Origin of the sequence: Flavobacterium columnare NBRC 100251 = ATCC 23463 (assembly GCF_002530675.1) — a bacterium.
In the GTDB taxonomy this organism is placed as follows: domain Bacteria; phylum Bacteroidota; class Bacteroidia; order Flavobacteriales; family Flavobacteriaceae; genus Flavobacterium; species Flavobacterium columnare.
Map to the genome: position 1 here is coordinate 1 of NZ_PCMX01000010.1, position 16,099 is coordinate 16,099.

Annotated in this window: 11 protein-coding genes; 3 read left to right on the plus strand and 8 right to left on the minus strand. The window is 32.6% G+C overall.

What is annotated here, in order from left to right:
* Window positions 1–296 precede the first annotated feature (296 nt).
* Window positions 297–1,262, plus strand: a complete 966-nt coding sequence (locus B0A78_RS01795; protein ID WP_014165993.1) for a 2-hydroxyacid dehydrogenase — start codon at window positions 297–299, stop codon at window positions 1,260–1,262.
* A 358-nt stretch (window positions 1,263–1,620) separates the two neighbouring features.
* On the opposite strand, the gene B0A78_RS01800 is transcribed toward B0A78_RS01795, so the two are convergent.
* Entirely contained in the window at window positions 1,621–3,903 is a 2,283-nt protein-coding gene (locus B0A78_RS01800) for a TonB-dependent receptor (protein WP_065212900.1), read from the minus strand.
* Window positions 3,904–4,231: 328 nt separating this feature from the next.
* Here B0A78_RS01800 and B0A78_RS01805 point away from each other — a divergent pair, with 328 nt between their 5' ends.
* Complete coding sequence (locus B0A78_RS01805; protein ID WP_014165995.1) at window positions 4,232–5,233, plus strand: phosphatidylinositol-specific phospholipase C domain-containing protein; 1,002 nt, start codon at window positions 4,232–4,234, stop codon at window positions 5,231–5,233.
* A gap of 31 nt (window positions 5,234–5,264) precedes the next feature.
* On the opposite strand, the gene B0A78_RS01810 is transcribed toward B0A78_RS01805, so the two are convergent.
* The 7 genes from B0A78_RS01810 to B0A78_RS01840 all read right to left on the minus strand — a co-directional run bounded on the left by B0A78_RS01810 (window position 5,265) and on the right by B0A78_RS01840 (window position 15,369).
* Window positions 5,265–6,023, minus strand: a complete 759-nt coding sequence (locus tag B0A78_RS01810) for a UDP-2,3-diacylglucosamine diphosphatase (RefSeq protein ID WP_014165996.1) — start codon at window positions 6,021–6,023, stop codon at window positions 5,265–5,267.
* 70 nt (window positions 6,024–6,093) lie between these two features.
* The gene (locus B0A78_RS01815; protein WP_065212902.1) at window positions 6,094–7,308 is read right to left on the minus strand and encodes a TCR/Tet family MFS transporter; all 1,215 of its coding nucleotides are present in this window, start codon (window positions 7,306–7,308) and stop codon (window positions 6,094–6,096) included.
* Window positions 7,309–7,360: 52 nt separating this feature from the next.
* Complete coding sequence (locus tag B0A78_RS01820) at window positions 7,361–7,561, minus strand: hypothetical protein (protein ID WP_065212903.1); 201 nt, start codon at window positions 7,559–7,561, stop codon at window positions 7,361–7,363.
* Window positions 7,562–7,563: 2 nt separating this feature from the next.
* Window positions 7,564–8,184 (minus strand): hypothetical protein, encoded by a 621-nt coding sequence (locus B0A78_RS01825; protein WP_065212904.1) that lies wholly within the window; start codon window positions 8,182–8,184, stop codon window positions 7,564–7,566.
* Window positions 8,184–11,216, minus strand: a complete 3,033-nt coding sequence (locus B0A78_RS01830) for an HsdM family class I SAM-dependent methyltransferase (RefSeq protein ID WP_065212905.1) — start codon at window positions 11,214–11,216, stop codon at window positions 8,184–8,186. The genes B0A78_RS01825 and B0A78_RS01830 overlap by 1 nt, the downstream gene beginning before the upstream one ends.
* Before the next feature lie 126 nt (window positions 11,217–11,342).
* On the minus strand, window positions 11,343–12,554 hold the full coding sequence (gene odhB, locus B0A78_RS01835) for a 2-oxoglutarate dehydrogenase complex dihydrolipoyllysine-residue succinyltransferase (protein ID WP_097609316.1): 1,212 nt from the start codon (window positions 12,552–12,554) through the stop codon (window positions 11,343–11,345).
* 55 nt (window positions 12,555–12,609) lie between these two features.
* The gene (locus B0A78_RS01840) at window positions 12,610–15,369 is read right to left on the minus strand and encodes a 2-oxoglutarate dehydrogenase E1 component (RefSeq protein WP_097609317.1); all 2,760 of its coding nucleotides are present in this window, start codon (window positions 15,367–15,369) and stop codon (window positions 12,610–12,612) included.
* 182 nt (window positions 15,370–15,551) lie between these two features.
* On the opposite strand from B0A78_RS01840, the gene B0A78_RS01845 reads away from it, so the two are divergent.
* Window positions 15,552–16,028, plus strand: coding sequence for a hypothetical protein (locus tag B0A78_RS01845; protein ID WP_014166001.1), 477 nt, complete (start codon window positions 15,552–15,554; stop codon window positions 16,026–16,028).
* Window positions 16,029–16,099 lie beyond the last annotated feature (71 nt).

A 16,099-nucleotide genomic window follows, 5' to 3' on the forward strand; every position in this document is an offset into this window, starting at 1 on the left:
TCTGAGATAATTTTGATGATCTGTGTCTCAGTAAATTTACTTTTTTTCATATTGCTAAAATTAAAAAATTATACTTTTAATCGTAGCTGTTTTTGGGGAAGCTTACAACTCAATACTAGAATATTTTTTAGGGACGCAAAGAAAATATATTGAGAGGTTAGAAGCTGAAAATATGGAATTAAAACAGAAACTTTTGTCTCTTTAGTTTTTCATCTCTATTATAGGTAATAATAAGCACTTTTGTTATACAATCTAAATTTCAGAAAACTTCTTATATTTGAATAAAACTTACAAAATTGAAACCTCAAGATATAAAAATACTACATTTAGACAGCAATCACCCTTTGCTAAGAAATCAATTGGAAACAGCTGGTTTTCAAAACTATGATGATTTCACTTCAACCAAAGAAGAAATTGAATCCAAAATTTCAGGATATCACGGTATTGTTATACGAAGCCGTTTTAAAATTGATAAAACCTTTTTAGATAAAGCCACTAACTTACAATTTATAGCCCGTGTAGGGGCTGGTCTAGAAAGTATTGATTGCCATTATGCGGCAACTAAAGGCATTCATTTAATTGCTGCGCCAGAAGGCAATCGTAATGCTGTGGGCGAGCATGCTTTGGGGATGCTTTTATCCTTATTCAATAATCTTAATAAGTCTAATAATGAAGTCAAGTCGGGACAATGGAATAGAGAAGCCAATCGAGGGTATGAATTAGATGGCAAAACTGTAGGGATCATTGGTTATGGTAATATGGGGAAATCTTTTGCCAAAAAAATAAGAGGTTTTGAAGTAGACGTTCTTTGTTATGATATTGCTCCTAATGTAGGTGATGCCAATGCACGTCAAGTTACATTACAAGAATTTCAAGAAAAAGTAAATGTAGTCAGCCTACACACACCTTGGACACCTCAAACCGATAAAATGATAAATGATGCTTTTATTAATTCATTTGCAAAATCATTTTGGTTTATCAATACCGCTAGAGGGAATAGTGTTGTAACCGAAGATTTAGTGAGTGGGTTGAAAAACGGTAAGATACTTGGCGCTGGATTAGATGTTTTGGAGTATGAAAAACTTTCTTTTGAAACACTCTTTGAAGGTAAAAAACCAGAAGCATTTGATTATCTTTTGAATGCTGACAATGTTTTGTTGACTCCTCACATTGCAGGTTGGACATTTGAAAGTAAAGAAAAGTTAGCACAAACCATCGTTGATAAAATAAAAGAATTCTATCTTATTAAGTATTCCGAGTAAGGTATACTAAAAGAAAGATTTTTTGTTTTAAGAATATCCTAATATTAGGAAATTTCTCTTCATAAGTTAACCTAAAATTTTGATTTACTTCTTGTGGTAAAAAGGAATATGATATTGAAGATAAAAAATAGAGTATTTTTATTAGTAATAATTTAATACATAATATAAGTTAAACGCATTATTTATGAACAACCCCTCTTTTTTAGATTTTTCATCTAAAAAGAGGGATGTTTTTGAGTGAATTCTTACGAGTGATATTCAAGTACTTTTATACATTTTCTCCCCATTTCTCTAAATTACCCTAAAGAACAGATATGAGAAACAAACAAATAGTGTCAAAAAACAATTCTCATAATACCTAAAATTTGAGTGTTACACCAGTTAAAAAATTTGTTCCAGCCTGTGGATAGTAGAAATTTTCAGTGATAACAGGATTATTAGAACCTAAAGGACGATCATAATAACTATAAGTATAACCATTTGATTCATACAGCTTATTATAAATATTATTAATTAGTAAATTGAAACTGATTTCGGCAAAACTTTTAGGTTTAAAAATATATTGAATACTCAAATTACCATTGTGATAACTATTTAATTTTTTGTCCTCTGAAGAGGTATTATCCAAATACTGTTTTCCTACATATTTTTGTATATAAACAACGCTTACATTCTTAATAGGATAAAAAGTGACAGTTGCACCTCCTGTTATATTAGGTGAAAAAGAAATATCTGTATTTTCATATTTCGTGATTTTTGTTGAATAACTTTTATTGCCATTTATATCGTATTCAGTTGCAGGGACAGAATAATCAAACGATTTGATTTTGTTTATACTTTTTGTGATATTAAAATCTAATTTAAAAAATTTGACAGGTTGAATACTTGCTTCCAATTCAATACCAATTCGACGGCTTTTTTCTACATTCTCACGAATGGGATCTCCAACTTCGTCTAATGCGCCTGTAAGGACTAATTGGTTGTTGTAGTGCATATAATACCCATTTAAATTAATATGTGTTATCTTGTTTTTAAATCGGTAACCCGCCTCATAGTCCAATAATTGTTCTGCTTGAGGTTCAATAGGATTCTTCGTTAAATCATTGCGATTGGGTTCTTTATTGGCTACAGCAAAGGATCCATAGATACTATGATTCTTATGTATAGCAAAGTTTAAGCCTATTTTAGGATTTAAAAACGGATATGTTTTCTTTACATTTAATAATTTTAAATCACTACTCAATCCGTGTGTTGTATAATCTATACGACGTGCTTGAATATCTAAGAAGAGCTGTAATTTGTAAAAAAACATATAATCCGCTTTAATATATACTGAGTAATCTTCTTTTTTGCTTAGTGATTTGTAATAATTTACATTAGCAACAGGAAGATCGGTATACTTATGTTTAATCAGCTCTCCAAAATGAGTTCCGTCGTATTGATTATATCCACCACCTAGGTTCGCATTCAAGTTTTTAGTATTGTAATTTAAGGTGTAAACAAGACTATAAGCGTCATTATCTAACCATTTTCTACGTATTACATCTGATCTAGAATTACCATTTATGTGGTCAGGAAAATATTTTTTAAGTTTTTGATCTCCCTTAAATTCTTCATAATAGCCTTTTCCTTTGGTGTAATTTCCTGATAAGGAAGCTGATAAATGATCTGTGAATTGATGTGTTATATGTAATTGATAATGAACTTGTTCGTAATTGTCAGTTTGATTATCGTAAGTGTAATAATTATACGTTCTTCCTGAATTTAATAAATTTTCAGTTTCTTCTGTGCTGGAATAATTACGATTAATGTAGGCTAGTATGCCAACTCTATCGCCATTAACTACCGCCTCTGGAGTTCCAAACCAAGATTGATAAGTAATTTCTTTACCTCCAAACACTAAGGCCTTTATGGCTGTTTGTTTATGAATAAATCCAGCTTCTGTATAAAAAGATTTTAAATCAGATGAAGCACGGTCTATATACCCATTACTTGCTATTTTGGAAAGCCGCCCTTCCGCATAAAAACCATTTTTAATTCCAGAACCAAAAGTAATATTGTGTTTCCGAGTATTAAAAGATCCGATACTGTGTGAAGTGGTAGCATATCCTTCTAGAGAAGGGGTAAGCGTACGTAAGTTAAGGCTAGCCCCAAATGCTCCAGCTCCATTAGTAGAAGTTCCAGCACCTCTTTGTAATTGGATATTTTCTACAGAAGTTGTAAAATCAGGCATATTTACCCAAAAAGTACCTTGACTTTCAGCATCATTATAAGGTATGCCATTAATCGTTACATTTATACGAGTAGCATCACTCCCTCTTACCCTTAATCCAGTATACCCTACACCAGCGCCAGCATCAGAAGTAGTAACGACAGAAGGCATTTGGTCTAACAAAATAGGAAGATCTTGTCCTAAATTATTTCGTTCTAATGCTTCTTTTTTAATATCTGTAAAAGCAAATGGAGATTTTTTGTTTAGACGAGTAGAAGCTACTTTTACTTCTTCTAATGCGTTGATCTTTGTGGAATCGTTTATTTTTTTTTCTTGACCAAATGCAGTACTGATATTCATCAGAAATAGTGTACTCAGAATAATTTTTAAAAATAATTGATGTGTTTGATTGTGAATTAAATTTTTCATTCGTTACAAAATGGTTACGAATAAAAGGGGTTATTATTCATTAATATTAATAAATAAAAAACGTATATTTTTCTTATAAGCTAGGCTTTTGCCCTTCCCTTAACAGCATTACCTGTTCAGGTTCATTGGGTATAATCTCAGCCTTGTTTGACTTTTTAAAAAGAAACAAAGCACCCCTTTTGAGACGCTGTAAAGATACTTTAATATTTAAGATCTCCAAGAATACTCAGATGAGGTATCGTTGAAATTAACATATAATTTTTGTATGTTTTTATTTGTTAATTATTTATTAAATAATATATTGTAAGTTAATTTAACCTATTTATTTATGAGAAAAATTTTACTTAGTATGGCTTTTTTAGCTATTTTACAATCTTGTAGTTCAGATTCTTTAGTCCCAAGATCTGATGAAAATATAGGGAACATATCTTCAAAAGAAAGGCTGATAGCAAGTGTTTCTAAAGATAATTGGATGTCCTTGATAAAAGCCAGTACGCCATTGTCTAAATTATCTATTCCTGGCACACATGATTCAATGTCTATCAAAAATTGGGCTTTTAGTAGTAATCAATATGGTAGTATAAACGAACAATTAGGTGCCGGAGCAAGAATTTTTGATTTACGTTTTAATTATGAAAACGGTCAATTTATGGGATACCACGGAATTGTAAAACTTAATATAACTTTAGATCAAATAATGTCAACTTTTAAAGAGTTTTTAAAAGTACATCCCAATGAAGCAATTATTGTTATTATGAAAAAAGAGAATGGAGAGGACAAATCTACTTGGGTTAATTATTTTGATGCTAAAATGAATGAGTATGAATCTAAAGGATTGGTAAAGAAAAATTGGAATACAAATAGCCTATTAGGTGATTGTAGAGGAAGAGTTTTACCTCTATCCAGAGAAACCTATACAAATTCTACCTTTGTGCAGGGCTGGTCTGGAAATCCTAATTTTTCAAATGGTACTCTAATGGGAAATGGATATTACAATTCTTTTAAGATTTCTGATTTTTATACAGTTAATACGATATTACCAAGTTCTATAAATTATAAATACGATCGTATTATTGAAAATATTATTCGTTCAAATGCTGATTCAAATGTTATGAATGCTTATTTAACGTATTGTTCAGGAGCTAGCGCTTTTGCTTATCCAGTAGCTGTAGCGGATCGAATTAATCCCAAAGTAGCAGATTATATCCAAAGTAATAACCCAAAACTAAAATCATGTGGGTGGATCTTGATGGATTTTATCAATTCAGAAAAAGGAAATAGATTGTCCGAAAAGTGTATTGAAATATCAGTTAATAATTTTTCTAATTAATGTTGCTAAAACAAGAACACTAAAAAGTAATTTAGTGTTCTTGTTTTTTTAACTCAAAATGTGTTCCATCAAAAACACCATAAGTGAAATAGCCAATCCAGTCGCCTAAGTTATAATATTGGGCATTTTTGTTTAGTTGAATTTCCATAGGCAAATGACGGTGACCAAACACAAAATAATCATAATGCTTGGTTTCTAATTTGCGTTTGGCATACTGAATCAACCATTCGTTATCTTCCCCTAAAAACTTGACATCTTCTGCTCCTGAAATCATTTTGTTTTTTACCGATAAATACTGCGCTAATTTCACGCCCACATCAGGATGCAACCAGCGAAACAACCATTTTGAAAAGGGATTGGTAAACACTTTTTTCATTCGCTTATAGCCTTTGTCCCCAGGTCCTAAACCGTCGCCATGACCGATTAAAAAAAGTTTATCGTTGAATGTAAATTCCTTAGTTGTGTGATACACGGGAATGTTTAACTCTTTTTCAAAATAATCATTCATCCAAAGGTCGTGATTACCCACAAAAAAATAAATAGGAATTCCACTATCACGAATCTCGGCGAGTTTGCCTAACACCCGTACAAAACCTTTAGGAACCACCGTTTTATATTCAAACCAAAAATCAAATAAATCGCCTAATAAAAAAATAGCTTCCGCATCTTGTTTGACTTCATCCAGCCATTGTACAAACTTTTGCTCCCGAGGAAAACTCATTTCAGGCGTGGGTGCGCCAAGGTGTTGGTCGCTAGCGAAATATATTTTTTTATGAGAAGTAGAATTCATGTAGCAGGATTTCGAGCAAAGATATTATTTTGCTAGTACTTAAAAAACTATTGAATTTAAAATAGTTTCATTAATGATGCTTTTTTAACGACACATAAGCCATTAGTGTACTTAATAACATACCAAAGCCTCCCAAAATAAAAGGAGCACCTGCAAAAGAATGCGCGTTACTCTCTTGAGTAAAATAATAAAATACACTCGACATGATGGGCGGTCCTATAATAGCTGAAGCACTAATCAAACTCGTCAAGGTACCTTGTATTTCTCCCTGTTCGTTTGCGGGCACTTGCCCTGCAATTACCGCTTGTAATGCCGGTCCTGCTATGCCACCAAGACAATACGGAATCAGGAAGGCAAACATCATCCAGCTTTGGCTGGCAAAACCAAAAAGAAACATACCTATCGTATACAAAGCCATGCCTACATAGATACTTTTTACATTCCCTAGCTTTGGATTTATCCATCGAATCAAACCACCTTGTACTAGCGCGACTAATAAACCTATTACGCCTAAGGATAACCCTATCATGGTTTCATCCCAATGAAATTGATACATGGTAAAATAACTCCAATTACTTTGCACTGCATGAGAAGCCGTATGCAGCAAGAACACGGCAAGGGTTAATCCAATCAGTTTTGGATATTTTTTTAAACTAATAAAAGCACCTATCGGATTAGCTCTGGTCCAATCGAAGGCTCTACGGTGTTTTTTGGATAAAGATTCTGGAAGTATGAAATAACCATATAAAAAGTTGAGTAAACATAAAACCGCTGCGGCATAGAAAGGAATACGTGCCCCGTATTGCCCTAATAAGCCTCCAATAACGGGACCAATAATAAATCCTAAACCAAAAGCGGCTCCAATCATTCCGAAATTCTTGGCGCGATTTTCATCGGTACTGATGTCTGCTATATAAGCAGAAGCCGTCGTGATACTTGCCCCTGTAATACCGGCCAATATGCGTCCGATGAATAACCAACGGATGGTGGGTGCAAAAGCCAATAACAGATAATCCAAACTGAATCCAAAAAGTGAAAGCAATAATACTGGTCGGCGGCCGTATTTGTCACTCAAATTCCCCACCAAGGGCGAAAACAAAAACTGCGTAAAAGCATACGCAAAAGTAAGCCAACCTCCGTATTGTGCAGCATCGCTTACATTACCGTGTATGAGTTCTTGAATTAACTTTGGGGTTACTGGAATAATAATTCCTAAACCTATTACATCAATTAATAAGGTGATAAAAATAAAACCTATAGCCGCTTGTTTTTGACTTTTCTTCATAGAACAAATAAACAAAAAAATCACAAACTCTTTTTTGAATTTGGGATGGTTTTCATATTTTGATTGTAGTTAAATGTTTCGTTTTTGAGCAATCAGAATATATCTCGATTAGATATCCATCATAATTATTCCTTATCCAAATTAATTCTGTTACTCGAATAAAATAAATATACCAATTTCTCTCACCTATAATTTTTGGATTGAGTTTATTAGTTACAATTGTTTTGTATACTTTTTTATCAAGTGCATTCATTTTTAGTCAATATAATTTAGAAACAGATGAAGAATTTCTTTTTCTTGATGTTTTGAAAAATGACTATTTACTAAATTTAGAGTTATCTTTTCTTCTAGCAACTCACTTGACCTACCATCTTTTAGAAGTAATTTATTAATGCCGTTTACACAGTGTTCTACAGTACCTTCTAAAATATAACCGACAAGAAAACCATCACAACTGAAATACTTACCCCCTTTTAAAAAATTATTAATTCCTGTAGAAATATATCTTCGTTTTAAAGCTGAGTCGTTTGATTTAAGATTTTTAGCTTCAATATAATATTTAAATTCTTCTTGTTGCCAAAAGCTAGTAAAACGTAAATCTATTCTAGAAGATTTAGCAGCAAATCCTTTTTCAAATCGCACTTCCTCATCGAAAAGATAATATTCTAAAGTAGAAGATATTTTCCACTCTTTTCGTTTTAAGTTTTGATCTATGTAATGATTCAATATTTTAGTGATATCATTTTCCTCAAAATCTAATTGAACGCTTCTATTTGAAATGGAAGTATAATATGCCTCTATAAACAACGTCACGCATCGTTCTTTAAAGAGGTTTTGAATTTTTAAGAAATTAGAAGAATTTAAACTACCCGCCATTATTCTTTCATATTAAGAATTTCGATTAATAATGACTTACTATCTTCCATCGCAGCAGTTTGACTCCAAAACCTACATTGATTAGGTTTTATGATATATACATCATCTCCATCATAATAATTTATTTTTTTTCTAAAATAAATACTTTGAGATTCTGTATCCCATAACTTTGAATCCAAATTCTTCAACTCCTCGTAAATATCCTCTTTAGAAAGAATAGGCTCTTTATATTGATCTCCAAAAGTTAGTTTTATCAAGTATAATGGACAGTTTCTATCTAGTGTATAATGTGTTGCCGAAACTTTTAAATCAATATCGTCTAGCCAACTGTTTAAATCTTTAATAATTCTTGTAGAATATAAATCAATATTAATAAGAGGTAACACCGCTTGTGATTTTTCTTGTTTTTCAAACAAATCCAAACTATAATTTAAAGTATCTTGAATAATGATTTGTTCTTCTTCAGTTAATTTAAGAATATCATTATAAATGATTTGGTCTATTTGTTTTTCTAAATCAGTAATGTCTTGATTTACTTCGTTTGATTTTTTTATTGAAATTATTTTATTAAATATTAAAGTGAGTTTGCTAAGATTGTTCTTATCGATTTTGTCAATAATTGCAGGTAGTTGTAGCATTTCATTTGCTTGAACTCTTTCTCTTTCTATTCCCCAAGAAGAAGAACTTAATGAGAGATAATAACTAGAAAAAATCGAATTCATAAAACTAGACAATACTTTCAGGATATTAACATCAGCATTTGCTATACTATAGCACTTATGATAACAATCAAAGTCAACTATACTTGAACAAAATTCCTTTTCTTTTTCTCCTTCTTTGATAATCAAAAATGGGCTTTTGTAAAGTAAGTCATTAGTAGGTCTGTAAATCTTAGAATTAGGTTTTAAAGCACTTTTAGATGTATAATATTTGTCAATTGAGCCAGTTTCAATAGTTTCTATAGGGATAAAAAATTTATTTTTTTGTATTTGCTCCTTAGAAGGAGAATGAAGTCCACTTCCTTTAATCCAATCCTTTTTATTAGTTATAAAATATTCATATAAAGAATTGTATTTTGACTCAATCTTTTTTACCAACTCAAAATCAAAAAAACTTCCCCACATAGCTATTTTCCAAATTTTAGTATCTGGTTTTTGGCATTCAAATCTCGGTAAATGCTTTTCATCGGATGAATCAATCACAATCCCTTCTAAAACATCATTTTTAATATACGTTTTGGGTGCATAATAAATTATAGTATCTTTTATAATTTCAGGATCCTCTTTTTGATAAAAAACAATACTTATTGGTCCAACAGCTGAGTCAAAAAGTTGTCCTCCAGAAAATTTTGGTGCTTTTCTTAGTATAGAAAAGTTATATACTTTTTCAACATAGCTTTCATTGAAAAGCCATTTTCTAAAGTTTTGATAGGTACCTCCAGTGTTCGTTAAAACCTTAGTATTGAAGATTAAAGCTATATTACCTTTCGGAGCTAAAATAGTTGCCTTATGCATAAAAGGCAAAACCATTTCTTGGGCAAAATTTTCTTTTTTACAATAATTTGTAATGCTAGGAAGTAAATTTTTTGTGCCAAATGGAGGGTTTCCAACTACCAAATCAAAATCTTTTAATTCTTCAATTTCTGACAAATCAGAGATGGTGTCTCTAACAAAAAGATTATTACCTTGTTCTTTTAAGCTGTTATCGTTTGGGTCATTTATTAAGTATGGAAATTTTATTGCACCATTCCACCAACCTGTTTTGGGATCAAGATTATCAAGTATAGCTAAATACAAACTAAAAGCAGCTACTTTTATTGATTTAGAGTCAAGTTCAATACCAAAAATGTTTGATTTTAAGATATCAACTAAAATAGAAAAGTCATTTAATTTTGAATTATGCTTGTTCTCGTATCTTTTTATCAATCTTTTGAAGCTTTGAACCAAAAAAATTCCAGAGCCACAACTTGGATCTAGTGTTTTAACTTTATAGTTAGTCTCCTTGCTTTTAATAGGTAACTTTTCGTTTAAAATCAGCTCTACTAATGAAGGTGGTGTATAAAAAGTCCCTGTATTTTTCTTTTCTTTTTTGTCTAATTCTGATAAGAAATTCTCGTAGATTTCACTTAATAATTCAATTCTAATGATGCTAAAATCAAATAATCTCCAGTCTGAAAATAATTCAACTTGATTGGTATTTACATAACCATTCGTAAAACATTTCCCTATTAACTCTAAATGTTTATGGGAGACAATTTGCTTTTCGTTTTTTTCAACATTAAATAAACTCCCATTGAAATCATCTGCTAACTTTTCAAACAAATCATATACATAGTTTACTTCACCTTCTTTAAGTAAGTCAAGATATGACTTTGCTATTAACGAGTTTTTTTTGTAGTCTTCTTTTTTTGTAGCTCCTTTATCTTCTAAATACAACAAGAACAAAGAGCGCATCACTAACTTATGTACTAAGTTCTTGTCAGTAAGTCCTTGTTTTTCTAGTTCTCTAGAAACATTGATTAAGCTTTGTATTAAGTATTTATCGACTCTAGTTTCAAGATTTATTTTTTTCTTAATTTCTGCAGCTTCTCTTGAAGACCAAATAAAGCCAGTATCTATGGCTATCCTAGAAAAAAGAGTATTTAATGTCTGTAGTTTAGTAGTATCTGATACTTTACAAGAATATAATTCAAGACCAGCTAATTTTCTTTCAAAATCTGCTTCTTTTGCAGTAGTATTATCGTAGGCAAAAGGTTTTTCAGAACAATTGTATATTCTAATTTCAGTTTTAGAATAAACATATAAAAATAAAACTTTTTGAAAATTCCAACACAATTTGTGCAATTCAGCAATTGATTTTTGAATTTCAAAACCAAAAGAATCAACCTCTTTCAAGAATATTGCTGGGTTATCATCGTTACAGTAAATCTGAACTGAGCCAAATTTCTCTATGTCAAATACATCAATATCAAACTCTTTGCAATCTTTTGCAAAGTTAATTATATCCAATGAATAAATAATAGAGTCTGACATTTTGGTAAATTATCAACAAAAATAAAATAATCTGAACTCATTTTCACTTGTTTAGGTGAAAATTATAAACAAAAAAATCCCAAACTCTTTTCGAATTTGGGATTTGTATTTTAAGATTTGTGAAAATTACAATTCCAAAGCTTTTCTTGGATTACCACCCATTAAGATTTCTGCTGGATTTTCTAAAGCTTCTTTCACAGCACATAAGAAACCTACCGACTCACGTCCGTCGATGATACGGTGGTCGTAAGACAATGCTACAAACATAACTGGAGCAATCACGATTTGACCGTTTTTTACAATAGCTCTATCCACTACATTGTGCATCCCTAAGATACCTGATTGTGGCGGATTGATGATAGGTGTAGATAACATAGAACCAAAAACCCCACCATTAGAGATAGTGAATGTTCCACCAGTCATTTCATCTACTGTGATTTGACCGTCACGTGCACGAATGGCTAAACGCTTGATTTCAGCTTCAACACCACGGAACGTTAAGTTTTCTGCATTACGTACCACAGGAACCATTAATCCTTTAGGTCCTGAAACTGCAACAGAAATATCACAAAAATCGAAAGACACTTTTTCTTGCCCGTCAATCATTGAGTTTACATCTGGAAATAATTGTAAAGCACGAGTTACTGCTTTTGTAAAGAATGACATGAAGCCTAATCCCATTTGGTGTTTTGCTTTAAATTCTTCTTTATACTCGTCACGTAACGCATAGATAGCACTCATGTCAACTTCGTTGAAAGTAGTTAACATAGCGGTTTCGTTTTTAGCAGATACTAAACGCTCCGCTACTTTACGACGTAACATGGATAATTTTGTTCTTTGAGAGCCACGAGAACCTCCTGTAGGAGTACCCATAGAAGCTTTTGCATTTAAAGCGTCCTCGGTAGTAATACGACCTGCTTTACCAGTACCAGTAACTGTTGTAGGGTCAATTTCTTTTTCTGCTAATATTTTTTTAGCTGCTGGCGAAGCCGAACCTGTTGCATACGTTGTTGTTTGAACAGGTGCTGCTTTTGGAGCCTCCGCTTTTGGAGCTTCTTCTTTGTTCTCAGCTACAGGAGCCGCTTCACCTTCTGGTTTTGCTGCGCTTGTATCAATTAAACAAACTACTGCGCCTACAGCTACTGTGTCACCTTCTTCAGCTTTAAGCGTGATGATTCCGCTCATTTCAGCTGGTAATTCTAATGTTGCCTTATCTGAATCAACCTCAGCAATCGCCTGGTCTTTTTCTACATAATCTCCGTCTTGTACTAACCAAGTAGCAATTTCCACTTCCTTGATTGATTCCCCTGGCGAAGGGACTTTCATTTCTAAAATCATTTTTTATAATTTTATAAAGTGTTGTTATCTATTTATCAAAAATATAAATTTTTTATTAAACTAAAGTTTTATCAAAAACCATAGCAATCGCATCTGCATGACGTTTCTTAGAACGGGTATAACTTCCTGATGCTGGCGCACTGTACGCTTTAGGTGATGCTACACGGAATTTAACTTCGTTGAAATTCATCAACATAAATCCGTAAGCGCCCATGTTTCTTGGCTCCTCTTGTGCCCAAACATAGTCTGTTGCGTTTGGATACGAAGCGATAATTTCTTTTAATTGTTCTACTGGTAATGGAAACAATTGTTCGATTCTTACCAATGCTACATCGTTTCTTCCTTGTGCCTCTCTTTCCGCTTTTAAGTCGTAATAGAATTTACCTGTACAGAAAACCAATGTTTTTACATCCGCTGGTTTTATATGTGTATCGTTGATAACTTCTTGGAACGAACCTGTAGCAAATTCTTCAATTGAAGAAACGGCTTCTGGATGACGCAATAAACTCTTAGGGGTAAAAATCATCAAAGGTTTACGGAAATCGGCTAACATTTGTCTTCTTAACAAGTGGAAGAAATTCGCGGGAGTGGTGCAGTCAGCCACATACATATTTTGTTCTGAACAAAGTTGTAAGTAACGCTCCATACGTGCCGAAGAGTGTTCCGCTCCTTGGTTTTCATAGCCGTGAGGCATTAAGATAACCAAACCATTTTGGTTGTTCCATTTGTCTTCTGCTGCTGAAATATATTGGTCAATCATGATTTGAGCTCCATTAGAGAAATCTCCAAATTGGGCTTCCCAAATCGTTAAAGTTTTTGGCGATGCCATAGCATAACCATAATCAAAGCCAACTACACCATACTCTGATAACAGAGAGTTGTAAGCATTGAAGTAGCCTTTTTTGTTAGGTACATTGTTCAATAGGATTACCTCTTCTTCAGTGTCTTCTGTTTTTACTACTGCATGACGGTGTGAGAACGTACCACGCTCCACATCTTGTCCTGAAATACGAACGTTGTAACCTTCAGCTAATAACGAACCATAGGCTAACATTTCGCCCATAGCCCAGTCTAACTGGTTTTTCTCAAAATACATCGCTTTTCTATCGTTGATAAGCTTTTGTATTTTACTAATATATTTTTTGTCTTCTGGTAATTCTGTTATAACTTTTGCTATATCATCTAAGGTGTCTTTTGCTACGGCGGTATCAATTTTTTCCAACATTTTAGCTTGATTAGCTTTAGAAAAACCAATCCACTCGTCTTGCATAAACGGCTCGATAACTGTTAAAGTTTCTTCGCGCGATGCTGTTAAGTTTTCATCCAATTTAGCTTTATAAGCCTCCTCGATTTCTTTTACATAAGAAGGCGAAACAATGTTTTGTTCTACCAATTTAATATTGTATAAATCTCTTACATTTTTATGGCGTGCTAAAGATTTATATAAAACAGGTTGGGTAAAACGGGGTTCATCCCCTTCGTTGTGTCCATATTTCCTATATCCTAAGATGTCTATATAAATATCAGAACCAAATTCCATTCGATATTCTAAAGCAAATAATAGAGCCTTAACGACTGCTTCTGCATCATCTGCATTGACGTGAATTACGGGAGCTAAAGTTAATTTAGCAATATCAGTACAATAGGTTGCTGAACGAGAATCGGTATAATTAGTTGTAAATCCTACTTGGTTATTGATGACTACATGAATAGTACCTTGTGTTTTATAACCGTCTAGGTGTACCATTTGTGCAATTTCATATACGATACCTTGACCTGAAATTGCAGCATCGCCGTGTACAATAATTGGCAACACTTTGTTAGGTTGTTCTGGGAAGAAGCGGTCTTGTTTAGAACGTGTTATGCCTTCTACAACGGCCGCTACGGTTTCTAGGTGTGAAGGATTAGGGACTAAGTTAATAGTAATGTCTTTTCCTTTACGAGTTTTTTTGGGTGTTGTAATACCTAGGTGGTATTTTACATCGCCATCAAAATGGTCTGCGTCGGCATAATCTTTGCCGTCAAATTCGCTGAAAATATTTTTAGGTGCTTTATCAAAAACATTGGCTAGTACATTCAAACGACCACGGTGTGCCATTCCTAGTACTAATTGTTCTACGCCTAATTCGGCCGCTTCTTCAATTAAGAGATCAAAAGCAGGAACAACCGCTTCGTTTCCTTCTAATGAGAAACGTTTTTGTCCTACGTATTTGGTGTGTAAGAAGTTTTCAAATGAAACGGCTTCGTTTAGTTTTTCAAGGATAATTTTTTTCTTATCGCTTGTTACATCGTCGACCATGGCGTTGATTTTTTGTTCAATCCACGCTTGTGTTTTTACATCACGAATGTATTTGTATTCAAATGCTATTGATTGGCAATATAATTTCTTTAGTAGAGTAATTAAATTTTCCAAAGTAGTAGGATTTCCTGCTACTACCGTTGTTGCCTGAAATACTGTTTGTAAATCTGTGTTGTTCAAACCATAGTTTACAATGTCTAAATTAGGAGTGTGGGGTCTACGGTTTCTTACAGGATTTGTATCGGCAAATAAGTGACCATTGGTACGGTAGGCTTCGATCAATTGAAGCACTCTAATTTCTTTTTGAATTTTATCTGTTAATTGAGCTTCGTTTATAGCTCCTCCAGAAGAAGTTTTTTCGCCTGTAAATTCATTAGGGAATTCATTAGCAAAGTCAAATCCTTGAAAAAATGCCCTCCAAGAAGGTTCAATATTGTCAGGATTTACTAAATATTGATCATATAAATCGGCAAAAAAAGCCGTATGTGCTGCGTTTAAAAAGGAAAACCTATCCATAATGCTGTCTAATGACAATTTTTGGTTAAAAAATTACTGCAAAAGTAAAAACTTTTAGACTAATATAGCCAATAAAATAGTATATTTATGTGATTAATTTTTAATTCTTTAAAATATATATCTAAAATCAGTGTCTAATGATAAAAAATGTATTTTTTTTTAGTTTTTTTTTGTGTTCATCTATGAATCAAGCTCAAAATTTAGAGACGAGTTCGTCTGTAAATACTTTTTGGGATCATGTTCGTTTTGGAGGTGGTATAGGCTTAAGTATAGGGAATAATTTTACGAATATTTCGGTTTCTCCTACTATGTATTATAATTTTGATGATAAAACAAGTATTGGGGTTGGGTTAAATACTAGTTATATTAAAAATTCGACAGATTTTACTTCTTTTGTTTATGGTATAAGTGGTAGTGTATTATATAGTCCAACGGAATATTTGCAGCTATCAGCAGATATAGAGCAGTTGCGAGTAAATTTGGATTATCGTACTCTTTCAGGTCGTCGTTCTGATGATTTTTGGAATACAGCTTTGTTTTTAGGGGGAGGCTATAGGATGAATAATGTTACGGCTGGTGTTCGGTATAATCTTCTTTTTAAGAATTCTAATAATTTATATACATCAGCATGGATGCCTTTTGTTAGGGTGGTGTTTTAGTAAGATGGAAATTAGGTTATGGAAGAGATAATATTTAGTGGTTTATCATGTTTTTTATAAATTAAAATCAT

Excerpts from the sequence above, each read along its gene's own strand:
- B0A78_RS01800 (WP_065212900.1), bottom strand. The coding sequence starts at position 3,903 with ATGAAAAATTTAATTCACAATCAAACACATCAATTATTTTTAAAAATT.
- B0A78_RS01805 (WP_014165995.1), top strand. The coding sequence starts at position 4,232 with ATGAGAAAAATTTTACTTAGTATGGCTTTTTTAGCTATTTTACAATCT.
- B0A78_RS01810 (WP_014165996.1), bottom strand. The coding sequence starts at position 6,023 with ATGAATTCTACTTCTCATAAAAAAATATATTTCGCTAGCGACCAACAC.
- B0A78_RS01815 (WP_065212902.1), bottom strand. The coding sequence starts at position 7,308 with ATGAAGAAAAGTCAAAAACAAGCGGCTATAGGTTTTATTTTTATCACC.
- B0A78_RS01820 (WP_065212903.1), bottom strand. The coding sequence starts at position 7,561 with ATGAATGCACTTGATAAAAAAGTATACAAAACAATTGTAACTAATAAA.
- B0A78_RS01825 (WP_065212904.1), bottom strand. The coding sequence starts at position 8,184 with ATGGCGGGTAGTTTAAATTCTTCTAATTTCTTAAAAATTCAAAACCTC.
- B0A78_RS01830 (WP_065212905.1), bottom strand. The coding sequence starts at position 11,216 with ATGTCAGACTCTATTATTTATTCATTGGATATAATTAACTTTGCAAAA.
- odhB (WP_097609316.1), bottom strand. The coding sequence starts at position 12,554 with ATGATTTTAGAAATGAAAGTCCCTTCGCCAGGGGAATCAATCAAGGAA.
- B0A78_RS01840 (WP_097609317.1), bottom strand. The coding sequence starts at position 15,369 with ATGGATAGGTTTTCCTTTTTAAACGCAGCACATACGGCTTTTTTTGCC.
- B0A78_RS01845 (WP_014166001.1), top strand. The coding sequence starts at position 15,552 with ATGAATCAAGCTCAAAATTTAGAGACGAGTTCGTCTGTAAATACTTTT.